The sequence below is a fragment of the Scatolibacter rhodanostii genome (assembly GCF_900197595.1).
Lineage (GTDB): Bacteria > Bacillota > Clostridia > Oscillospirales > Acutalibacteraceae > Scatolibacter > Scatolibacter rhodanostii.
Window position 1 is genome coordinate 331,873 of record NZ_FZLO01000001.1, and the last position, 23,260, is coordinate 355,132.

At 38.8% G+C, this 23,260-nt stretch carries 15 protein-coding genes; 11 read left to right on the forward strand and 4 right to left on the reverse strand.

Going from position 1 to position 23,260, the window contains the following annotated elements:
- Nucleotides 1-51: 51 nt before the first annotated feature.
- Both mfd and pth read right to left on the reverse strand, forming a co-directional pair.
- A complete protein-coding gene (mfd, locus tag CS931_RS01560) occupies nt 52-3,531 on the reverse strand; it encodes a transcription-repair coupling factor (RefSeq protein ID WP_099204002.1) in 3,480 nt (1,159 codons plus the stop codon).
- Nucleotides 3,532-3,541: 10 nt separating this feature from the next.
- A complete protein-coding gene (gene pth / locus CS931_RS01565) occupies nt 3,542-4,150 on the reverse strand; it encodes an aminoacyl-tRNA hydrolase (RefSeq protein WP_099204003.1) in 609 nt (202 codons plus the stop codon).
- Nucleotides 4,151-4,661: 511 nt separating this feature from the next.
- On the opposite strand from pth, the gene ppdK reads away from it, so the two are divergent.
- Nucleotides 4,662-7,289, forward strand: coding sequence for a pyruvate, phosphate dikinase (gene ppdK, locus CS931_RS01570; protein ID WP_099204004.1), 2,628 nt, complete (start codon nt 4,662-4,664; stop codon nt 7,287-7,289).
- A gap of 213 nt (nt 7,290-7,502) precedes the next feature.
- On the opposite strand, the gene CS931_RS01575 is transcribed toward ppdK, so the two are convergent.
- Both CS931_RS01575 and CS931_RS01580 read right to left on the reverse strand, forming a co-directional pair.
- Nucleotides 7,503-8,519 (reverse strand): saccharopine dehydrogenase NADP-binding domain-containing protein, encoded by a 1,017-nt coding sequence (locus CS931_RS01575; protein WP_099204005.1) that lies wholly within the window; start codon nt 8,517-8,519, stop codon nt 7,503-7,505.
- 90 nt (nt 8,520-8,609) lie between these two features.
- A complete protein-coding gene (locus CS931_RS01580; protein ID WP_099204006.1) occupies nt 8,610-10,046 on the reverse strand; it encodes a methyltransferase in 1,437 nt (478 codons plus the stop codon).
- A 342-nt stretch (nt 10,047-10,388) separates the two neighbouring features.
- Between CS931_RS01580 and CS931_RS01585 the strand changes: the two genes are divergently transcribed.
- The 10 genes from CS931_RS01585 to CS931_RS01630 all read left to right on the forward strand — a co-directional run bounded on the left by CS931_RS01585 (nt 10,389) and on the right by CS931_RS01630 (nt 23,112).
- Nucleotides 10,389-11,330, forward strand: coding sequence for a trigger factor (locus CS931_RS01585; RefSeq protein ID WP_099204007.1), 942 nt, complete (start codon nt 10,389-10,391; stop codon nt 11,328-11,330).
- The gene (locus CS931_RS01590; protein ID WP_242964870.1) at nt 11,330-11,650 is read left to right on the forward strand and encodes a thioredoxin family protein; all 321 of its coding nucleotides are present in this window, start codon (nt 11,330-11,332) and stop codon (nt 11,648-11,650) included. The genes CS931_RS01585 and CS931_RS01590 overlap by 1 nt, the downstream gene beginning before the upstream one ends.
- A 21-nt stretch (nt 11,651-11,671) precedes the next feature.
- Nucleotides 11,672-12,946, forward strand: a complete 1,275-nt coding sequence (locus tag CS931_RS01595) for an L-cysteine desulfidase family protein (protein ID WP_099204009.1) — start codon at nt 11,672-11,674, stop codon at nt 12,944-12,946.
- 41 nt (nt 12,947-12,987) lie between these two features.
- Nucleotides 12,988-15,780, forward strand: coding sequence for an insulinase family protein (locus tag CS931_RS01600; RefSeq protein WP_099204010.1), 2,793 nt, complete (start codon nt 12,988-12,990; stop codon nt 15,778-15,780).
- Between the two features lie 212 nt (nt 15,781-15,992).
- Nucleotides 15,993-16,481, forward strand: a complete 489-nt coding sequence (locus CS931_RS01605; protein WP_099204011.1) for a hypothetical protein — start codon at nt 15,993-15,995, stop codon at nt 16,479-16,481.
- A 141-nt stretch (nt 16,482-16,622) separates the two neighbouring features.
- Nucleotides 16,623-18,362, forward strand: a complete 1,740-nt coding sequence (locus CS931_RS01610; protein ID WP_159459713.1) for an ABC transporter ATP-binding protein — start codon at nt 16,623-16,625, stop codon at nt 18,360-18,362.
- On the forward strand, nt 18,359-20,095 hold the full coding sequence (locus tag CS931_RS01615) for an ABC transporter ATP-binding protein (protein ID WP_099204013.1): 1,737 nt from the start codon (nt 18,359-18,361) through the stop codon (nt 20,093-20,095). The genes CS931_RS01610 and CS931_RS01615 overlap by 4 nt, the downstream gene beginning before the upstream one ends.
- The gene (locus tag CS931_RS01620; protein WP_099204014.1) at nt 20,096-20,938 is read left to right on the forward strand and encodes a hypothetical protein; all 843 of its coding nucleotides are present in this window, start codon (nt 20,096-20,098) and stop codon (nt 20,936-20,938) included.
- Between the two features lie 19 nt (nt 20,939-20,957).
- Complete coding sequence (locus CS931_RS01625) at nt 20,958-21,722, forward strand: LytR/AlgR family response regulator transcription factor (protein WP_099204015.1); 765 nt, start codon at nt 20,958-20,960, stop codon at nt 21,720-21,722.
- Nucleotides 21,723-22,020: 298 nt separating this feature from the next.
- Nucleotides 22,021-23,112, forward strand: a complete 1,092-nt coding sequence (locus CS931_RS01630; RefSeq protein WP_099204016.1) for a GGDEF domain-containing protein — start codon at nt 22,021-22,023, stop codon at nt 23,110-23,112.
- The last annotated feature ends 148 nt before the right edge of the window (nt 23,113-23,260 follow it).

The window sequence follows — 23,260 nt, forward strand, 5'->3', positions numbered from 1 at the left end:
ATACACCCAAAATATCACGAATATTTTCCTAAATATGGTCAAAATATGGGTTTAAGCGGAATGGGCCGTACTCTCTTTCATGATTTTCAGTGCTGCCGATAGCGCATCAAGTGGTGAATCAGAACCAAGTTTAATGCTGATATAAGGACGGCTGCCGGCACTGAGAAGCACGCGGCCTTTCATTGTGCTGACCAAGTCCGACATTTGTTTCATATCTATTTTCTTTTTATAAAGCAGCAGAACAGGGCCTTGCTGCTTGATTTCATCAATGCCAAGCTGTGAAGCAGTGTTGCGCAAAAGGGCAACATCAATCAAGCCTTGTACAGAAGCAGGCGGCTCGCCAAAGCGGTCGATTAGCTCGTCAGTAACATCAAGAGCATCTTCTTCATTTTTAACATTGGCAATTTTTCGGTAAATATCAAGTCTCAAATTCGTGCTGTCAATATACTTTTCAGGAATATGCGCTTGTACCTGCATATCGACAATACAATCCTCTTCAATTGGGGTAGGTTCCTCGCCCTTCATGATGCTGATGGCTTCATTAAGTAGCTTGATATACATATCATAACCGACGGTTTCCATGTGTCCGTGTTGTTCGCCGCCCAGCACGTTGCCGGCTCCTCGAATTTCAAGGTCACGCATGGCAATTTTAAAACCGGAGCCAAATTCGGTGAATTCACGGATGGCCGAAAGACGTTTCTGTGAAATTTCGGTTAAAGCCTTATTTTTGGTATAGGTCAAATAGGCATAGGCACGGCGGTTACTTCTGCCCACACGCCCACGAATTTGGTGAAGCTGTGAAAGCCCCATGTGGTCGGCATTTTCGATAATTAGCGTGTTGGCATTAGAGACATCGACGCCTGTTTCAATAATGGTGGTGCAAACGAGAACATCAATTTCGTGTTCTAACAGCTTGCGCCAGACTTCACTTAAGTCTTCTTCGTTCATTTTACCGTGGCCGACTCCAATGCGTGCATCAGGAACAGCACTTTGGATTCTGGCAGCAGTTCTTTGGATGGAAGCGACATCGTTATGCAAAAAATAAACTTGACCGCCTCTACGCAGTTCACGGCGAATGGCATCATAAATCACACCGTCATCATGCTCCATGACATAGGTTTGTACAGGGTGGCGGTCGTGCGGAGCTTCTTCAATGACAGACATATCACGAATACCGGATAAAGCCATGTTGAGCGTGCGGGGGATAGGGGTAGCTGACAAAGTAAGAATATCGGCAGATTTGCTGACAGATTTTAGCTTTTCTTTCTGCGCGACACCAAAACGCTGTTCTTCATCAATGATAACCAATCCTAAATCATTAAAAAGCACATCTTTAGAGACTAGGCGATGTGTGCCAACAACAATGTCAGCAGAACCGCTGTGAACTTTCTTTAAGATTTCAGTTTGTTGTTTTGGCGTGCGAAAGCGTGACAGCAGTTCAATATCAATAGGGAATCCTTCAAAACGCTTGAGTAGAGTTTGATAATGCTGCCATGCCAAAATAGTAGTTGGTACAAGCAGAGCACACTGTTTGCCTGCTGTAACACATTTGAAGGCGGCCCTCAGCGCCACTTCGGTTTTGCCGAATCCGACGTCGCCGCAAAGTAGACGATCCATAGGCGTTCTGCGTTCCATATCGTCTTTAATTTCATTGATACAGCGCAGCTGATCATCGGTTTCGTTAAATTCAAAGCGGGCTTCAAAATCTCGCTGCCATTCTGTGTCTTCTGGAAAAGCAAATCCTTTCAGCTTCATGCGTTGGGCATAAAGTTCAATTAATTCTTTAGCGATGTCTTTAACAGCAGCACGCACACGGGTTTTGGTTTTCTGCCATTCTGTACCGCCTAACCGACTTAGTTTAATGCCAGAATCCTCTCGGGGACCAATATATTTTGAAACCAAGTCGAGTTGCGTAACAGGAACATAGAGTGTGTCGCTTTTAGCATAACGCACTTTAATATAATCTTTTACAATGCCGTTCATTTCAATTTTATTGATGCCGTCAAAAATACCAATACCGTGTGAGGTGTGCACGACATAATCACCAGGTGTTAAATCAGATAACCCTGCAATTTCTTTGGTGTTTTTATCTTTCTTTTTCGCCGTAGTTTTTTTCACTTTACCGGTAGAAATTCTCCCGTGCGTAATTAAAGCAAAGTCGCAGGTAGGAAATTCAAATCCGGCAGAAAGGGAACCCGCTGTCACGGTGACAGTACCTTTAGCAGTGGTTGTGGGGTTTTCAATATAAGAAGCAGGTAGTCCTGCTTTTTTTAAATCATCGGCCACCGTTTTAGCGGCTTTTTCTGTTCCCGCCAGTACCAAACAGGCACGTTTTTGGTGCAGAAGTGCTTGCAAATCTTCCTCTAAAATTTGCATACCGCCGCTCCAAGGAGAAAGCTGGCGAGCTGTCACGTTAACAAGCGTTCTGGTGGGGACTTCGTAGGTGCCTCGCGCAAAAGTGTCCATGAAAATGCTGGGAATACGCTCTGCCATTTGTAGGGCATAATCCCAAGTTTCGGTATAAGTATCTAAGTTTTTGCAGAGTACACCGTCTGACAGGTAGCTTTTAATATCTTCGCCCCATTGAAGCAGTGTGTTGCGCATCCGTTCTTTTAAGCGGCTTCCTTCCGAGAAAACAATGAAAGAGGAGTTGGCAAAATAATCAAAAAGTGTTGCAATTTCCGGATAAATGAGAGAAATGAATTTGTCGGTAGAACCAAGATAAACGCCATCTCTCAATTTCTGTGCTTCACTTTGCAAGATTTCTTTTGCTTTAACAGCGGCTTTCCCTCGCAAAGAAGCCGATAAGGTTTCGATCTTTTTGGCAGTGACAGACGGATTTTCAGAAATAACCTCTACACAGGGTGAAATGGTAAAGCTTTTTAAATGCTCGGTTCTTCGCTGCGAATCTAAGTCAAAATAGGCGAGGGAGTCAATTTCATCGCCCCAAAATTCAATACGAACAGGCGCTTCACTTCCCGGGGAATAAAAATCAATGATACCGCCACGATGGCTGAATTGTCCGAACCCCTCAATTTTATCTTCACGCGTGTAACCACATTGCACCAGCGCATTAACGATGATTTCCGGCTTGGTTTCCTGTCCGGATTCAATGAGAATCATGCGTTTTTCAAGCTCTTTGGGTGGAATTGTATACTGTAAAGCTGCGTCAATGCAAGTAATAACGCAATCGCACTCACCTTTTTGCAACAGCGTGAGAACCTTGAGCCGCTCACGCTCATATTCGTGCGAAGTACCTGTCGTGTCACGCAGGCAAAAATCACGCAAAGGGAAGACGACCGAGCGAAGTCCCATAGCCGTCAAGTCTTCGTTGAAACGGTAAGATTCTGCCTCGTCAGCCGCAATCAGCAGAGCAGTTTGGCTTGTGTCTTGAGCGAGTGCAGCGACAAAGGCACATTTGTGAATGCCAGAAACGTTCGTCACAACAGCCGGCGTTTTATTTTGCCCAAAAGCCGAAAGCAGTTCTTTATATTCAGTTAGTTGATTGAGTGTGTGTTTGATAAATCTCATAGTATCCTCATTATTTCTGATTATAAACAGACATGGCTTGATCTATGTCACCGTTTACCATAAGTTCTGCGGCTTTAACCGTGTTCTTGGCGGCTGATTCCATCTCTTTGCGTTCCGCAGTCGTAAAACGAGAAAGTACCCAAGCGGCCAAATCATATTCAGGGTGCGGTTTGGCGCCCACTCCGATTTTAATGCGGGGAAAATTATCTTTTCCACTTAAATAAATGATATTTTTGATGCCGTTATGCCCGCCGTCGCTTCCTTTTCGGCGAATTCTTATTTTGCCCGGTTCAAGCGAAATATCATCAAACAGAATCAGTACGTTTTCAGGCGGCAATTTATAAAAATTCATGGCCTCTATAACAGATTGTCCGCTAAGATTCATAAAGGTAGAAGGTTTGAGCAGCAACACTCTTTTATCTGCCATACGACATTCGCCGCAGAGACCTTTAAATTTGATTCTAGAGATAGTTGCGCTATGTTGAGCGGCTATTTCGTCAATGGCGATAAAACCGGCATTGTGACGAGTGTTTTCATATTCTTTGCCGGGGTTGCCTAGCCCAACAATCATATAATCAATTCCCGTTGATTTTATTTTGTCTTTAGTAAACGAAAACATAACTTCTCCTAACTGGAATAACTGAGATTTTCCGAACACGCCATACAGACGGCATAAAAAGAAATGCCGCCTGATTTTTTCAGAACATTCTAACAAGTATAATAAGCTATTATCGCACTGAAAGGGCTTTTTTTCAAGCTCTTTTTAATGGCGATGGAAATTTATCACAGCTCGGTAAGCTAATACCGAGATAAAACAAAAGGGAGTTACACATATCCCGTGAAGAATTCATGAAAGATATAAAATGCAGGAGATATCTTTTTCTATATTAATTGATGATGGTTGAGAAGAATAGCGAAATAAAAAAACTAGGCAAAATCGTGCTAAAAAATCCTACTAAGTGATAAAAAATAAAAATTCTTTCTTCAAACTATAGCATTTTAAGAGAATGTCTGTTATAATTTCACTATTAACCGGTTTTAGGCATAGGCATAAATATGTTTGTGAATCGGTTTAAACTGCTGTCAATACGGAATTATCCGATTGCAAAATTTTTAGGAGGTTGTAAACAATGAGCCACAAATACGTTTACCTTTTTTCTGAAGGAAACAAGGACATGCGTGAGCTTCTCGGCGGTAAAGGTGCTAACCTTGCTGAAATGACTCTTGCTGGAATGCCTGTTCCTCAGGGATTCACTGTTTCTACGGAAGCTTGCACAAAATATTATGATGACGGTAAGGTCATCGTCCCTGAGATTGAAAATGAAATCAAAGAATATCTTGCCAAAATGGAAGAAATCTGCGGTAAAAAATTCGGTGATCCGAAAAACCCGCTATTGGTTTCTGTTCGTTCAGGTTCCAGAGCTTCTATGCCTGGTATGATGGATACAATCCTTAACCTTGGTCTAAATGACGTTGTGGTTGAAGGTCTTGCTGCATTCACAGGTAATGCTCGTTTTGCTTATGACTCTTATCGCCGTTTCGTTCAGATGTATTCTGACGTTGTTATGGAAATGTCTAAGAGCGAATTTGAAAAACTCATCGACGCCATGAAAGAGAAAAAAGGCGTTAAAATGGATACAGAGCTTGACGCTGATGACTTGAAAGAGCTTGTCGGACAGTTCAAAGCTCTCTACAAAGGAAAAATGGGTTCAGACTTCCCAACAGAGCCATTTGATCAGTTGATGGGCGCTGTTAAAGCTGTTTTCCGTTCTTGGGATAACCCACGTGCAAACGTATATCGCCGCATGAACGACATTCCTTACAGCTGGGGTACCGCTGTTAACGTTCAAGCAATGGTATTCGGTAACTCCGGTGATAACTCTGGTACAGGCGTTGCCTTTACTCGTGACCCGGCTACCGGCGAAAAGAAACTGTTTGGTGAATATCTGATTAATGCACAGGGTGAAGACGTTGTTGCTGGTATCCGTACACCAAGCCAAATTTCTCATTTGCATGACCAAATGCCTGCTGTCTACGACGAGTTTGCTGCAATCGCAACAAGACTTGAGAACCACTATAAAGATATGCAAGACATGGAATTCACCATTGAAAATGGTAAACTTTATATGCTTCAGACCAGAAATGGTAAGAGAACAGCAGCTGCTGCTCTTCAAATTGCTGTTGACCTCGTTGATGAAGGCATGATTACAGAAGAAGAAGCTGTTCTGCGTGTTGACCCAAAACAGCTTGATGCTCTTTTGCACCCACAGTTTGATGCAAAAGCATTAAAAGCCGCTAAACCAATCGGTAAAGCTTTGGCTGCTTCTCCTGGTGCTGCTTGCGGTAAAGTTGTCTTTACAGCAGAAGCTGCTAAAGAGTGGCATGACAAGGGCGAAAAAGTTGTACTTGTTCGTCTTGAGACTTCTCCTGAAGATATCGAAGGTATGGCTGTTGCTCAGGGTATCTTGACAGTTCGTGGCGGTATGACTTCTCACGCTGCTGTTGTTGCTCGTGGTATGGGTACTTGCTGTGTATCTGGCTGCGGCGAAATTACCATTAACGAAGAAGAGAAACACTTCGAACTCGGCGGACAGAATTTCCACGAAGGCGATTATATTTCTCTTGATGGTACAACAGGTGCTATTTATGGCGAAGCTGTTCCTACTGTAGAAGCTGCTATCAGCGGTAACTTTGACCGCTTTATGGGTTGGGCTGACTCCTATCGTACATTGAAAGTCAGAACCAACGCAGATAACCCTAAAGATGCTGCACAGGCTGTTAAATACGGCGCAGAAGGCATCGGTCTTTGCCGTACAGAGCATATGTTCTTTGAAGGCGAAAGAATTAAAGCTATCCGTGAAATGATTGTTTCTAAGACAGCAGAAGGCAGAGCTACTGCTCTTGCTAAGATTCTTCCTTATCAGCAGGGTGACTTTGAAGAAATGTATCGTGTACTCGAAGGCAGACCTATGACCATTCGTTTCCTCGATCCGCCTCTTCATGAATTTGTTCCTACAAAAGAGGAAGACATCAAAGAATTGGCTGATGAACTGAAAATTACAGTTACAGAGCTGAAAAATGTTATCGCTGGCTTGCATGAGTTTAACCCGATGATGGGTCATCGTGGCTGCCGTTTGGCTGTTACCTATCCTGAAATCGCTGCTATGCAGACAACTGCTGTTATCAATGCAGCTCTTACAGTGAATAAAGAGCATCCTGAATACAACATTATTCCGGAAATCATGATTCCGCTGGTTGGCGAAATCAAAGAGCTCAAATTTGTTAAAGACATCGTTACTTCCACTGCTAACAAGCTAATTGCTGATGCTGGCATTGAAATGGAATACCATGTTGGTACAATGATTGAGATTCCTCGTGCTGCTTTGACAGCTGACGAAATCGCAACAGAAGCTGACTTCTTCAGCTTTGGTACCAATGACTTGACTCAGATGACATTCGGCTTTAGCCGTGATGACGCAGGTAAATTCTTGGATTCTTACTATGAAAACAAAATTTACGAGTCCGATCCTTTTGCTAGATTGGATCAGCATGGCGTTGGCAAATTGGTAGAAATGGCTACTAAACTTGGTCGTAGCGCAAGATCTGACCTGAAGGTTGGTATCTGTGGCGAGCACGGCGGCGACCCAAGCAGCGTTGAGTTCTGCCATAAGATTGGCCTCAACTATGTTTCTTGCTCACCGTTCCGTGTACCGATTGCTCGTTTGGCTGCTGCACAAGCTGCCCTTAACAACAAATAAGCTCCTTTGTAAATTGTTGTTAAAATTAATAAGCATTTGAATTGCGAAATAGATTTTAGTAGGTGTGTCATTAGTAATAATGATGCGCCTATTTTTTATAAGATAAGCCACACAACCGGTACAACAACTGGATTGTGTGGCTTGTTTGATTGTTAGATTAAGAAATAAGTGTAAAGGCTTCTTTTAATTATTGAATGAAAGACTTTTTTACTATTACAGTGACAAAGTTAAACCAAAGGATTCATTGTTTTTTACTTCTTCTATATCAATAACATCTGAAATGTCAAGTAGGCCATTTTGCAAATTAAGTGTTTCCATCTGTCTAGCTGCTTTCGCAGCCATCAAGCCGGTAAATCTACCCTCATCATGTCCCCGAGCATAAAGTATTTTATTGCCTGATTTTACTGCTACCATAAAAATGTCGGTTCCAAATTTAGGACTTTTCAGTGCGGATTGCGCCATACGATAAAACGGCTTGTATTTCAGTAGCCCCAATAATTTTAATTTGTTTGCGCCATAAATTAGACCTGTTGCAAATGGTTGGTCGAAACCCAAATACGTTGTAAAAATTTTGTCTGTATATTTTAGGTTAAGCATGTGTTGATCTACAAAATTGAAGTTGTAAGTTTTTAGATTTTTTTCGCCAGCTTGCTCGGTATCAATACTGCTTTTTTGTGTGAATGGCCTCACAAGACCCAAAGCCAAATGGCTATAACTTTTTAAGAAATTGTCAAGAGTCCACTGGATTGCAGCGTCGCCGTGTTTTTCTCCCAAGCCCAAAATGATTTCTATGCTTATCTTTTCTGCTGACGGATACAATTTCACAAATTTTTCAGCCAAAAGGTTTGTTAGTCCAGGGGCAAGCCCAATCCCTAGTAATATTTTACTTTTTCCACGGAGTTTCAACTGCTGTATTTTTTCAATATACTCAGAATTGGCAGTGACATCCATATAATCAATATCATGGCTGTCACAAAATTCTACTAATTTAGTATTTTCTTGATCTACGCAGACAATAACCCAACGCACACCATTTAATTTTGTAAAGTCAAGGTTATCAATATCCATTATGCAAATTTCAGCTTGGATTTTCTCATTATCCAGGAAATTTTTAATTTTGTCTCTGCTTCGTCCAACTAAAATTAAATTGTACTGCTTGAGTTCTCTAGTAATGTATTGCCCGACTTTGCCATGTCCTCCTATAATTATGATTTTTCCTGTTGTATTCATTTTAATTCTCCATTATTCTAAGATTTATTTTCTTATGATTCTCAATATTCGATGCACAACTGTGTTAGGACTTTAATAAAGGTTTAAAAGTTATGAATGGTTTTCAATTAAACCATTGGCGTAGTCCAAAAAGTCTTTCATAGCGGCCAACTTATCACCAGATGTATCAGCTAGAAAATCAAATAAGGACTTATCATATTGTTCGTGATACTGTTTGTGAGCTTGGTAAGCAACCTTTCCCTTTTCAGTTAAATAGAGCAAGTAGCGTTTTTTATCGTCAGGATCATCTTGCTTAACAATCAAACCGCGTTCACTCAGTTTCTGTAAGGTTTTATGAACGACAGGTCTGGTGATTCCATATTTTCTAGCCAGTTCAGCACTGTGTATACCGGGGTAATCTCCAATTGTTTTGATCATATGGATTTCTCCACGGTAAAAAGTCATATCCTCGCTGCCAAAATTCAATACGTTTGTTTTGCTGTTTGCAATTTTTTCTGTGAGCGTGATAAAAGCGTCTATTACTTCATTGGAAGGTGCTGTACGAGTAGCTGTGTTTTTTTGATATAAGCGCCCGTCAAACAGAGATATTTTGATTTGTTCTGCTATGGTGAAGCTTGATTTTTGTAGCGCAAACTCTATCTCTTTTTCGTTGGGAGGCAAAGGAATACCGTCCAAACATCCCGATAGCCACCCTAACATATTAGCAGGAACATTGTTTTTATCATCTTTAAAGTGACCAATCAGGAGCAAATGGCCTCCTTCTTTTAAAGAATCAGACAATTTTTTGAAGAAGGCGGATAAATCGCCATGAACAAAATTCAAGATTCCAGAGGCAATAATAAAATCATAAGGTCCACCCAAAGAGTCAGAATTAAAATCACCTGATACCACGTCAATGTTTTTCTGGACTTGATATTGCTGAACGATTTCTTTTGTTACTTCTGCAACAGTAGGCGTTTCTAATATGGTCGCTTTACTGTTTGGGTATTGTTTTACAAATTCTATATCTAGAATACCAGCTCCTCCGCCTAAATCTAGCATATGGAGAGCGTTGCTGCAATCCGGATATAACAGACTTACTTGCTGCATAAATGCTTGCACGCGTCCTGCATACATTTCTGGTATTGTTAAGCGAGCTAGTTTTGCAAAATCATAGACCGAATTATTGCTAGCAGGGGGAGTTTGTACCTTTTCTTGCAGATTTGCCAAAGATGTCATATTTTCACGGAATAAAAGAGTGTCGCCTAAAAAAACATGGCTGTTGCGAGATAAGAAAGAAGTTGATTCAGGCGTATTAAAGTAAAAATCTCCCTGCTTATGAATTAATCCACAAGAGGTTAACGCTAAAAGCATGAATTCTATTTGTGTTTGGTTGCAATTAGTGGATTCAGCGATTGCGGCTGCTGTTTGTGGGGTATCAAGAAAAGAAAAGACGTCTAAACGTATGGCTGCAAATAGCAGATGAGCTTCTTGATAGTTGCGAATAATTTGATAGTAACGGCTTGGACTATTTTTAATTTCAGACATGGGTGAACCTCTCCTTTTATACTAGCAAGTAAATAAGTCATTTATTGTTTATATTGTTAGTATAGCATACATGTAATACGTTTTCAATAGAAACATATTTTATGTGTGCTATACTAACGTCTACAGAAAGAAACAATATGAGATTAAGGGAAGCTTAAAAACTAAATTTGTCTTTTCTAAGTGGTCAGAATTAGGTCAAAATACATCCATACAAAGACAGAATAAACAAACTAGATTGTGCTTTATTAGTTTGATAAGCTATAATAATTTTATTATAAGAGAGAGTGCAATAAAAAACGAAATGTACAGAAAGCAAAAAATAATAAGAAGAAGGAAAATGAAATGGAGAATTTTAATTCACGATTACTTTCACTATATCCTTATGAAAAAGTTGATATTGGAAAATTCCAAAAGGTATTTCAGGTAGATGAAGAGGCAATTCAATATGAAATCAATCGCTTGCTTAATCGATATTTAACATGGGAAGTCGGAGAAGAAGTACATAGCGGTGACATGGTAGTTTGCAGCTTGATGTCCTCTGTTGACAAATTTCAAAAAGAAAATATAAAAGTGATTGTAGACAGTGGTATGTTCCATAAATCGCTAGAGCATGTGCTTATTGGCATGCATAAAAATGAAAAGAAAACGGTTGTATTAGAAGAAGGCGAAGTACAAATTTTGGTGAAAGAGATTCAAAATCGTGTGGTACCAAACTTAACCAATGAAATGGTGCAGGCCTTAAATCTTGAAACGGTCAGTACAATAGAAGAATATCAATCGTATTTAATTTCTGAGCAAAAACAGAAAATGGTAGGAAACGACGCTTATCATGCAATTAAATACATTATGAGCGAGGTAGATTGCAATAGTGATTTGATTTTAAAACAGGCAGATTGGAAAAAAATGGCCGAATTAGAGCTTGCCAAATACCGTAATCTGTCTAAGCAAATGGATTTGGTGCTAGAACAGATGACAAAAGAGGATTTTGATGGTAAAATACCAGTAGCCTCTTACTTTGAGCTAGTAACATTGGTACAGGATAATGCGTGGGACACTTTGATTCATTATTTAATTGGTAAATATTATGCGGATCAAGAAGGTTATGTGGTTAGTGAAGCAGAATATGAACAGTTTATCGAAGAATATATCGCAGCTTGGCGGGTTACCGAAGAGCAGGCAAGAGAAAGCCAATCTTATGAATTATTTGTGGTTACTTCTTACGCTGGCTGTTATTATCAAAAAGTAAAAAAATATGTAGAAGAAAGAATTTATGTGGAGGCTTAATGATGGCAATACAATATGCAACAGCAGAAAATTTAGATCAGGTTATTTCAGAAGGATTTGTGATTGTTGATTTCTTCTCGACAACTTGTGGGCCCTGCAAAATGTTTTCGAGAATTCTTGAGGACATTGAGGCTGAAATTCCTTTTTTAGATATTGTGAAATTGAATACAACAGATTATCCCGAAGTAGGAGAAAAGTATGGTGTGCAGGCCGTGCCAACGATTCAGTTCTATAAAGAAGGAGAATTGAAAGAAACCAGAGTTGGCGTGATGACGGCAGCACAGGTTAAAGAAGTGGTGGCTCAGTATATGTACGCCTAAATTGATAGGATGTGATTAGGCATGTTAAACGAAAAAGCATATAGGTCATACTGCGATATTTTAAAGCAAGAATTATTATTAGCAATGGGTTGTACAGAACCCATTGCTATTGCCTATTCTGCTGCCATTGTAAAAAAAGAGTTAGGTGTGCAGCCCCAAAAGATGAAGGTAAGTTTAAGCGGTAATATTATTAAAAATGTTAAGAGTGTAGTGGTGCCAGGTACAGGCGGCGCAAAAGGCATTGAGGCTGCCATAGCGGCCGGTGTAATAGCAGGCTGCCCAGAGAAAAAGCTTGAAGTATTATGCGATTTAGGCGATGATGCTCGGCAAGAAATTGATTTGTTTTTGCAGAAATGCCAAATAGAGATTTGCACGGCAGAGAATGGACGAATTTTTGATATTCAAGTAGAAGCCTTGGCAGGGGAGAATACGGCTTGTGTAAGGATTGTAGATTTTCATACCAACGTTGTATTATTAGAAAAAAATAGACAAAAAATAATAGAAAAAGAGCTTCAAGAGATTGGCACAGCATTAGAAGAGGATAAAACTTTTTTAAATGTCAAAGATATTATTGAATTTGCCAATACTGTGAAACTAGAAGATATCCAAAAGCCAATTGAACAGCAAATTGCTTATAATAGTAGAATTGCAGAAGAAGGACTAAAAAATCCCTACGGTGCTTGTATAGGGCAAATGCTTTTTAAAGGTAGCGAAAATGATGTTTGCAGGCGAGCAAGAGCCTTTGCAGCTGCGGGTTCAGATGCAAGAATGAATGGCTGTGAATTACCGGTTTGTATTGTATCAGGAAGTGGGAATCAAGGGATTACAGCGTCTGTGCCGGTGATTGTGTATGCAGAAGAGCTGAAGGTGAGCCACGAAAAGCTTCTGCGAGCGTTAGTGATTTCTAACCTCGTCACCATTCATCAGAAAACAGGTATCGGCAGACTTTCAGCTTATTGCGGGGTTATTACAGCCGGCAGCGGGTGTGGCGCAGGCATTGCCTATCTGCATGGAGGTGGCTATGAGGAGATTGCCCATACCATCGTGAATTCTGTGGCGATACTTTCCGGTACCATTTGCGACGGTGCAAAATCTTCTTGTGCAGCCAAGATTTCTATGGCGGTAGAAGCTGGCATTTTGGGCTTTGAAATGTATCGAAGCGGTCAGCAGTTTTACGACGGAGAAGGTATCGTTACAAAGGGTGTAGAGAAAACAATTAAAAATGTTGGGCGTTTAGCTAAGCAAGGAATGAGTGAAACAGATTCTGTTATTATGAAAATTATGCTCGGAAAGTAAGTTTACTATAAAAAAATAGAAAAGAGGATAATGGATAAAGAATGAATATAAATGAGAAAATTTATGGCTTTGAAGTGAAACAAAAGCAATATATAGAAGAACTGCAAGGCGAAGCTTATGAGTTGCACCACGAAAAAAGTGGTGCGAAGATTTTAGTTGTGGATAATCAAGATGAAAATAAAGTTTTCTGTGTCGGCTTCAAAACACTGCCAGAAGATAGCACCGGCGTGTTTCATATTTTAGAACATTCTGTGTTGAATGGTTCTCAAAAATATCCGGTTAAAGAGACCTTTGTAGAGCTGCTGAAATGCTCGATGAAAAACTATCTCAATGCCATGACTTTTCCGGATAAGACCATCTATCCATTTGCAACGGTCAGCGAAAAAGATTATCTGAATTTGATGGATGTTTATTTAAATGCTGTATTTTATCCTAACATTTATCACAAAAAAGAGATTTTTGAACAAGAAGGCTGGCATTATGATTTTGCAGAAGGACAAACTGAGCCTCACATTAATGGTGTTGTTTACAATGAGATGAAAGGCGTTTTCTCTTCTGTAGACAGCCGTTTGACTTATGAAATTAACAAGGCTATGTTCCCAGACAATACCTATGGTTATGTTTCTGGGGGGAATCCGGACGTGATACCAGAATTGACGTACGAAAAGTTTTTAGCTACGCATAAAAAGTATTATAGCAGTGACAATTGCTACATGATTTTATACGGACAGATGAATATTGATGAAAAACTAGCTTTTATCGATCGCGAATATTTATCTCAAATGTCTCCCAGAAACTATAATTATGACATTCCCATGCAGTCAGCTCCAACAGAAAAAACAAGTAAGAGCTTTTATCCTTTAGAGCAACTGACAGGGAAAGACGTGCAAGCTGCTTTAGCTTATCATATCGGCACAATAGAGGAGCAAGACAAGGTGCTGGCAACCTATATTCTTGCTAATGCCTTAATGGGTAACAATGAGGCCCCACTCAAAAAAGCCGTGTTAGAAGCCCATATCGGGGCAGATGTATCTGTCGGTATTATGGACGATGTTTTACAGCCGTATGTGTTTTTTGTCTTAAAAAATACCGATGAAACAGGCGAAAAGGAATTTAAAAACCTGGTGAATCGCAAAGTAAAAGAGCTGTGTGAAAAAGGAATCGACAAAGAGCTGCTGATAGCGGCTATTAATTCATCTGAATTTATGATGAATGAAAAGGGAGGGAATCTCCCGAATGGAATTATCAGTGGCATTGATGCAACAGCATTTTGGATTCATGGACAAAATCCGTTTGATGCATTAGCATACAATCAAAGATATCAGGAGCTGCGACAAAGGCTAGAAGGTCGCTATTTTGAAGAATTACTGGAAAAATTAATCCTGAAAAATGAGTACCAAACAGCTGTGTCTTTATTCCCTGAACAGGAAAAAACAGTGCAAGAAGCCAAAGAGCCATTGGTGGCTGAAAAATTAGAGCTGCTAAATCCACTTACGATTGAGGACTTAAAGCAAAAAGAAAAGCACATTGAAACGGACAAAACTCAGCTAAAAAATATCAAAATGCTTTATAATTCAGTTCAGAACAATGCGATTAGCTATGCAAAATGGTATTTTGATTTGGGTACCGTAGCGGCAGAAGATATGCCGTATATCCAACTGATGACTTCTTTGTTTGCCAATTTGGATACCTCAAAACATACTGCCAATCAATTGAATATTTTGCTTTCTACTTGGCTGGGAGATTGGAATGCATATCTGGATGTGTTCACACATTGTGTCACAAAAGAAGTGAATGTAAAATTTGTGATGGGTGTCAGTGCGTTAAATAGCAATTTATCTTATATGGTTTCCTTGCCAGAAGAAATGATTTTAGAGACCCTATTTCAGCAAAAAGAAGAAATTCATAAAGCGATTCAACAGACAAAATTGAATATGGAGCGCAGTTTTGTAACAAGCGGTAACTATTACGGCTCTATCAGAATGTCATCTTATCACACTTTAGAGGGAATGCTGCAAGAAAGAACCCAAGGCTATTCTTACTATGAATTCCTTAAAAATCTAGACCAAAAGGATGAAGCTGAGTTTGAATTTGTTTTAGATAAGTTAAAGGATTTGCAGAAGAAAATTTTCAGATTAAGTCCATTAACAGTAAGTTTCTCAGGGAAAAAAGATGAGTTTGCCGCCTATTCTGATTCTTTTTCGCAAGCACAGATGTGCTCATTTGCAGATAGAGACATTCAAGAAAAAGCGTACCAAGATTCTGTCAATAGTGTGAATCAAGAGGCTTTCATCATTCCCGGTAAAGTATCCTACAATATTTTGGGTTATCAGTCAGAGTATAGTGGTGTGAATTTGGTGCTATCTCGTATTTTGAGTTTTGACTATCTTTGGAAAGAAATTAGAATTAAGGGCGGTGCTTATGGTGCGGGAATGCAGTTGGCTAGAAGCGGCGCAGTCACACTTTATTCTTACCGAGATCCCAATGTGAAAGAAACATTCGATGTCTATCAAAAAATCACAGACTATCTGGTTCAGTCCACTTTTACAGAAGAAGAAATGACCCAGTATATCATTGGAACGATGGCTCAATATGATACTGTGTTAAAGCCGCGCGCTATTGCCAATCGTTTGGACAGACAATATTTTACAGCCGAAACAGAAGAAATGCGAGCAAACATTAGAAAAGAAATTTGTGCTGTGACCTCTGAACAGATTCAAAAACAAGCTGAAAAAATGAAAAATCTTCTTCACACGCAAAATTACTGTACCTTTGGTTGCAAAGAAACAGTAGAAAAAGCAAAAGGAATGTTCAGCCAAACTCATAGCATTTAATTTGCTGAAAACCCTCTTTTTTGTAATTGAAGCAAGCTAAAAAGCTAATTTGAATATTGATGTTTGATGATTGCAAAATGATTGGACATTGATATTCATTTTTGTATCCTGATAAAGCAGACAGTTTAAACATGAAACAAGACAAAATAATCGATTTGTATTGTGTGAAAGGATGGATATGATATATTATTTATAATAAAAGGAGGGTGTTTATGAGTAAAAATAAATTTGTTAGAAGAGTAGCCTTATTCTGTATCGTAAGTATTTTGTCGATTATGTTGGTGAGTTGCGGTCAAAAAGCCGAAGAAGTCAAGATTAATACAAAAACTTCTTCTGTGGAAGATATGGTGAGCTACCTAAAAAGTAAAAAGTATATTGCAGAAGATGCACAGCCAGTTGACATTAATAAAACAGCTGGATATCTGCAAGATAATACAAATGGTGAATTTACAGATACTGCCGTAGCAGATGCTGCAGTTGATTATGATGGAATTTGGATTTTTTGGTGGAATCAAGACGAACCTACAGATTTTATCCAAGTCTATAATGACATGAAAGTCAATTCGGGAGTAATCTTGCTGGGCGGTGGAGCAGCTATGCTGCAAACAGAAGCTCAAAACGGTTCTTTTGCCATTGCTTTTGCAGAAGATTATGCCAATAAAGATGCTGTGCTGAAAGATTTTCAGTCACTAGCAGAATAAAATTCAGAAAAAAGCGCGGTTTATTCTACGCGATTTAAGGGAATTCCTCACTTTATCGATTTAAAGTGAGGAAATTTCATATTTGTATATATTGTTGGGAACGAATAAAATGAGATAAAATGAATGGTTGGGAGAAATGTTATGAGGAAAGAACCATCGCTTTTTGTGCAGGATAAGGGAATTGCAAGGCGCTTTATATATATGCTGCGAAAAGCCAAAATTCCATATGTATGGATTGCCTGCTATATTGCAATTTCAGCACTTTTAACCAACATTGGCTTAGATGTTACTGAATATACATCAAAGCTTTTTGCCGGAGATGTTAATTTTACAGCGGTGATTCTCCCTTTTCTTTTTTATCAATTGCTCTCATTAGTAATTGGTTCAATTAGTGGTATAGTATCAGACCTTTGTTCCGCGCGTATCAATCGCAACTTTAGAAGCATGATTTGGCAAAAAATCGTGAAGCTTCCGATGAGTTTTTATGAAACCAATGAACCGAAAGAGTTGATTTCACGAATTACGACAGATGTAACAGTCATTAGTAGACTGATTATGCAAGTGTTTGTTGCGATTATCACGTCTTTGTACAGTGTTTTTGTTACCTTGCAAAGAATAGGATCTTATGATAACAAATTAATGCTCTCTCTTATTGTTATCTTACCTTTTAATATATTAATTGCATTTTTCGTCGGTAAAATTCAATTCGGTATTAGTGATAAAGTGAACCGAAAAAATGCAGAGCTGACACAAAGTATTGCAGAACGCACGAATAACGCCATGCTAATTAAATCTTTTACCAATGAAGATAAAGAATACCAAAACGGAAAAACCAAAATGAAAGAGCTATACACAGCTTCTATTGCGAATAGTTGGGTTTCCTCCCTGACCTCGCCAATGTATGTGTTAGCCGGTATGATGCAGTTTATTGTTATTGTATTGGTAGGAAGAGGCTTTTATGCAGATGGCTCTTTAAGCCTGCAAGAGTGGATTGCCTATTTCGGGTTTGCCACCGCTATTGTGAATGTGCTGACATCTTATTGCGGCTATTGGACAACCTTGAAAAGCTCTCAAGGAGCTACCAACCGCATTTCTCATATTATGCAAAAATTAGACGAGCCTTTACATAAAGGAGAGGCGGCTGAGAATTTAAAGGGAGATATAAGTATAGACAATATCGTCTTTTACTACGGAGAAAAATTGGTACTCGATCATTTTTCAGCAAGATTACCCAAAGGCAAAACAACAGCCATTATAGGCCCTTCTGGCAGTGGAAAAACCACCCTGTTAAATTTGATTGAGCGTTTTTATCCGTGGAAGGAAGGACAAATCACAATTGGAGAGAAGGATATTCAATCATACTCTTTAAAAAGCTATCGTGATTCAATTGCGTATGTCACACAAGAAAGTGTTTTGCTTTCTGGAACAATTAAAGATAATTTATTGTATGGGATACACCGTTCTGTCACACAAGAAGAGCTAGAATCTGCCTGTAAAGCTGCTTTTATCCACGATTTTATTCTATCTTTACCCCAAAAATATGATACTAAAATTGGTGAAAATGGTTCTACTTTGTCGGGTGGGCAAAAACAGCGCTTATCTCTTGCCAGAGCATTCCTTAAAAAAGCAAACTATCTATTAATGGACGAAGCGACTGCTGCGATGGATATCACCACCAAAGAGGGAATTTGGGATAGTATCCGCGAAAATATGAAAGAAAAAACAGTAGTTTTCGTTGCCCATGACCAGCAAACTGTTCGACAAGCTGATTATATTGTAATAATGGCAGAAGGGAAAGTGCTAGATTGCGGAACGCAGCAGCAAATGAAAGACACAAGTTCTTATTACCAAGAAATTCTGAATGAGAGGGGAAGAGAATGAAAAAGCAAAAAGCAAGAATCTGGAAATCTTTTCTAACCCTTTATACTAAATTTCATATTCCGTGGTGGTTATTTTTACTCTCCTTGGCGAGCGGATTGCTTCAAGCGGAAGTAGCATTGCGAATTGCGTCTTACTTGATTCAAATTAATAAAGGTGAGCTGTATAATTCGGTTATTATTAGCTATGTGTTATTAAATGTTTTGAATGCAGTGCTTGCCATGTTGCAAAATATATTAACGGCTTATGGATCGCAAAAAATCACCATTCGTGCGCGATTATTGGTGTGGAGAAAGATATTGCATTTGCCGATGAAAGAAGTAGAAAGGCGCCAACCGTCTTCTTTGATTTCTACTGTAGTGAATGAGGTTACGCAAGCTAGCACCACGGTCACTATGCTCATTTTGTGTTTTTCTTCTGTTTATGGCTTTTTTAGAGCTTGTTTTATTCTCTATCAATTTAATGCTACTTTGTCTTTGTACTTATTGTTGCTTTTGCCTTTAGCCATTGCCGTGTTTGTAATCGTAGGGAAATGGCAATTTAAGATGTATAAAAAGCAGTATGGGGCTCTCAATGAGATGACTAGCTTTTTTGCTGAGCACATATCTTCGGCTAAGCACATTAAAGCACAAGGCATGCAAGAACAAGAAGTCGATGAAGGCATATGTGCTATTAATAAACAATACAAAGCTGATATTTATGCAGCCATAATGGGTACAATGCAAACGGTGTTAAACGCAATTTATACAAAGTTGTGCACGGTTGTTATCGCAGTAGGAGGTTCATCTTTGATTCGAAATAATCAGATGGAATCTACAGGGATTAACACTTTTGACGGATACATGCAAAAAGTGAACCAATATTTAGCAGAAATGTTATCGCAATACCAAGGAATTAAGGGTGCTCAAGGTGCTCTGTATAATGTGAATGAAGTATTGCAGTTAAAAGAAGAGCAAGATGTAGGTAAAGCTTTTCAGCCAGAAGTAACCTGTAAAGACATTGTATTTGAAAATGTTTCTTTTGGCTATGCAGCAGAGAACAAGGTGTTGGATGCTGTTTCCTTCCGTATTCCTTATGGTAAAACAACAGCATTAGTGGGGGATAACGGTAGCGGTAAATCTACAATCTTAAAATTAATGCAAGGCTTTTATTTGCCGGATAGCGGGAGTATTTATATAGGAGAGCAGAACAATTTACTGGATACAAGGCTTTCTGAAATTAGGCAGCAGTTTGGCTATGTGTTGCAGCACAATCCTTTATTTGGCGGTACTATCCGCGAAAATATTGTGTATGGATTAAAACGTGAAGTCACAGATGAAGAAGTGATGCAAGCAGCTATGCGCGCAGATGCTCATCAGTTTATTGTTTCTTTGCCAGAAGGCTATGAAACAGATATTGGTGAAAGCGGAAATCGATTATCAGGAGGGCAGAGGCAAAGAATTGCCATTGCCAGAGTATTGATGATGAATCCGGAATATTTGCTGCTGGATGAAGCGGGTGCAAGCTTAGATCATAACTCTGATACTCGTATTTATCAGGCGGTTCAGGAATATATGCAGGGAAAAACCATTGTGGTGATTGCCCATACCATGGACGAAATTAGGCATGCTGATCAGATTATTGTTTTGAAGCAAGGTTCGATTGAAGCGATTGGTAATCATGAAGATTTGCTCCAGTGTAGTGAAACTTATCAAGGCTATATTCAAACGCAAATGAAAAAAGGGGTGAAGCAGTAGGTGAAGAAGTTAACCATTATAATTTCAATCTGTTTTTTTCTTGTGTTTACCGGCATGGTTATCTATGTTGCAGTAAGTGAGGATTTTGTAGAGCCAAAATCCTTGCAAGAACAAGGTGATATTTCAGCGGACAATCCTATTTGGAATAAAAAGATGGATGACCTTGCGCAGTATTTGGCAGACAATGATATGATTCAAGATGCAAAAAATTATGGCTTATTAAGTGACGGAGTGGGAACGGAAGCAAGATTATATGATAACATTGAACTATATTGGTGGGATATCGAGAATCTTGCAGAAGGTACAGCTGAATATAAAGCCTATACAGAAGCAGTGGAAAATGGTAACATTGACTTGTGGAGTTCAGGTAATATCATGCAGGTAGAAGTATATGGTCCTTTTGCTGTTAATGCAAGTCGCTATGAGGGGGATATCAAGAAATTAACCTCTTTGTTATATGACTATGTTTCTGAAAAAACAGACAGTGATAAGAGTGAAGTATGGAATAAAAGCTTAGAAGATTTGGAAGAGTATTTGACAGCAGAAAATTTAATGGACAAAACAAAAAAAGCAGAAGTTACTTCTGAAGGTTATACTTCTGCCGCCTTCAATTACAGTGGAGTGGAACTGTATTGGTGGGATTTAGAGAACTTAGACACTGGTAGTGACGAATATAAAGCTTATCTGAGTTTAAAAGAAGAGGGTTTCATTGATTTATGGGGTTCAGGCAACATTATTTCGCCTGTTTTGAATGGACCATTTGCTTTGAATATTCTAAACGGGTATAATGGCGATGTGAACAAATTAAATGAGGCTTTTAAGGAATTTGGACACTCTTCATAAAGCATAAGAAGGAAATAAAATGAAAATTAAGCTAGTTTTGGTAGAAGAAAATGACCAGATTCGTTTTGAATTAAAAGACCTATTGCTTTTTTATAATGTTTTTGACATTGTAGCCGAATTTACAAAATTAGAGGATATCATCCAATTTACAGATTTGAACCAAATTGACGCAGTTTTTACCAATGTACGTTTAGGCAGTGCTAAAACAAGTGGAGACGGTTTTTATTTGTCTGTGTATCTCACACAGCAATATCCTGATCTTATGGTAGTGACCTATGCTGACACAAAAGAGTATGCTTACCACGCTTTTAAACATGGCTGCCTAGAATATTTTGCCCTGCCGTTTGATAGCCTAGTTATGCAGAGAGTAGTGAATCGTTTGGTTTATCAGCACAGCTTACTGCAATATAAAAATGAATCGGTAAACCGTAGTGTGATGATAAAAACAAAAACGGGTTATCAGCTAAAGAAAATCAATGATATTTTATTTGTGGAGCGCAGCAATCGTAAAAATAGACTGGTCACGGTCGATGGCAATGAAATTATTTTAGCGGGTTATACGATGGATGAAATTGAAAAAATGTTGGGTACAAGCGGGTTTTATCGCTGCTACCAATCTTTTATTGTGAACTTATCGAAAGTATCCTTTATCAAGGCAAATGCTGAGACCAAAAACTATTCTTTGCTATTTGAAAACTATGCCGGAGAAATTATGCTAAGCAGAGATAAATATGCAGAGGTTGTCAGTATTTTAAAAGAAAGATATGCTAAAATCTCCATGTAATCTTTAGCATTTGAGTCTTAAGCAAATTTTTTCGTTTATATCAAAATGAAAAGCATTATGGCAATGATAAATTCATTGTACCATAATGCTTTTGACATTTAATAGATAAACCGAGTGTATATTGAAAAGCTAATGGAGTAAATCCTCAAAGAAAGACTAGTCTTATTTTGGAGGTCTTTTGGGAGGGACAACTACAGATAAAAATACGATGGTTGAAATTCAGTACAGATTAGCATATAATGGGGGGCAGATATACGGTTTACCATGTCCGTTGTAAACCTGAGTGGAGTGAGATAGTATGAAAAAAGGGTTGAGTTCATTTGGCAAACAAGAAAATGTCTATCAACAACTTGCCTCTGCCAACCGAAAAGCTATTGATGAGTATAATAAACAGACGTTGTCAACACTGTTGCTCTTAGGATGGGTACTGATTCTACTGCCGCTGATATCTGTACCTTTCAGCAATACAAAAGCAAGGGCGATTAATGCTTATATTTTGACTTTCATAGCCTTTTTCACATTGTTTCTTTTGTTCAAAATTCCAGCGATAAAAAAGCATACACTTGTGGGTATGTATGCTGCTTTTTCTATTTTATTTTTGTTAGGAATCTATCTTAGTGTTATTCATTCGCCCAATATGCGTGCGACCATTTTATTGGGTGGTTTTGTCATTATGCCGCTTAGTCTTATTGAGCATCCCTACAAAATAAAACTATTTTTGGTTTTCTGGCTGCTAATACATACAGCACTAGCATTTTACCTTAAACCAGAATACGTGTTGGATGATGCCATCAATTGCCTTTGTGCAGCAGTTCTGGGTTGCTATCTTGGTGAAACGCTAGTGTTAGTTCGCTTGGAAAACTTCGAAGCCAAGCGTCTGCTAGTTATAGAAAAAGAGACAGATGTATTAACGAGTGTATATAATCGGCGTAAATTATTTGAAACGGTAGCGTGTTTAGAAACAGAAAACTATGAAAAACCATCAGGAGCTTTTTTTCTGGATATTGATAATTTTAAGACTTTTAATGATAGCTATGGTCATGCCGCTGGTGATAAATGTCTCAACTGTTTTGGAGAAATACTGACAAAGTTTTCGCAAAATTTTCGCTTGCACTTCTATCGCTATGGTGGAGAAGAATTCTTTGCATTTGCTTATGGATATAGCGAAAAAGAACTATTATCTATAGCTGAAAGCTTGCGTATTGCTGTACAGAGCACAGATGTAGCAGGGCGACACATCACTGTAAGTATTGGTGTGGCTTATTGTGGCAGGGAGCAAATAAAAAATTATGAAGATTTGATTGGTCGTGCTGATGAGGCCGCCTATGTGGCAAAACATGAAGGCCGAAACAGAGTGCATTTATATCAAAACAAGATTCAGCCTGAATGAATTATGCAGTGAAGATTATATAAAAGACAAGCCGTGTTCGCAAAAAGCTTTTCATCGTAGAAAAATAAGCTACGGTGAAAGGCTTTTTTTAAATTAATTTAGATTGAATAAAAGGGCAAAATAACGGTAATCAATTCATTTGTTTTTA

Coding starts and splice junctions, on each gene's coding strand:
- ppdK (WP_099204004.1), top strand. CDS start 4,662: ATGAGCCACAAATACGTTTACCTTTTTTCTGAAGGAAACAAGGACATG.
- CS931_RS01580 (WP_099204006.1), bottom strand. CDS start 10,046: ATGTCTGAAATTAAAAATAGTCCAAGCCGTTACTATCAAATTATTCGC.
- CS931_RS01585 (WP_099204007.1), top strand. CDS start 10,389: ATGGAGAATTTTAATTCACGATTACTTTCACTATATCCTTATGAAAAA.
- CS931_RS01615 (WP_099204013.1), top strand. CDS start 18,359: ATGAAAAAGCAAAAAGCAAGAATCTGGAAATCTTTTCTAACCCTTTAT.
- CS931_RS01600 (WP_099204010.1), top strand. CDS start 12,988: ATGAATATAAATGAGAAAATTTATGGCTTTGAAGTGAAACAAAAGCAA.
- CS931_RS01630 (WP_099204016.1), top strand. CDS start 22,021: ATGAAAAAAGGGTTGAGTTCATTTGGCAAACAAGAAAATGTCTATCAA.
- CS931_RS01605 (WP_099204011.1), top strand. CDS start 15,993: ATGAGTAAAAATAAATTTGTTAGAAGAGTAGCCTTATTCTGTATCGTA.
- CS931_RS01595 (WP_099204009.1), top strand. CDS start 11,672: ATGTTAAACGAAAAAGCATATAGGTCATACTGCGATATTTTAAAGCAA.
- CS931_RS01625 (WP_099204015.1), top strand. CDS start 20,958: ATGAAAATTAAGCTAGTTTTGGTAGAAGAAAATGACCAGATTCGTTTT.
- CS931_RS01575 (WP_099204005.1), bottom strand. CDS start 8,519: ATGAATACAACAGGAAAAATCATAATTATAGGAGGACATGGCAAAGTC.
- CS931_RS01610 (WP_159459713.1), top strand. CDS start 16,623: ATGAGGAAAGAACCATCGCTTTTTGTGCAGGATAAGGGAATTGCAAGG.
- mfd (WP_099204002.1), bottom strand. CDS start 3,531: ATGAGATTTATCAAACACACACTCAATCAACTAACTGAATATAAAGAA.
- pth (WP_099204003.1), bottom strand. CDS start 4,150: ATGTTTTCGTTTACTAAAGACAAAATAAAATCAACGGGAATTGATTAT.
- CS931_RS01590 (WP_242964870.1), top strand. CDS start 11,330: ATGATGGCAATACAATATGCAACAGCAGAAAATTTAGATCAGGTTATT.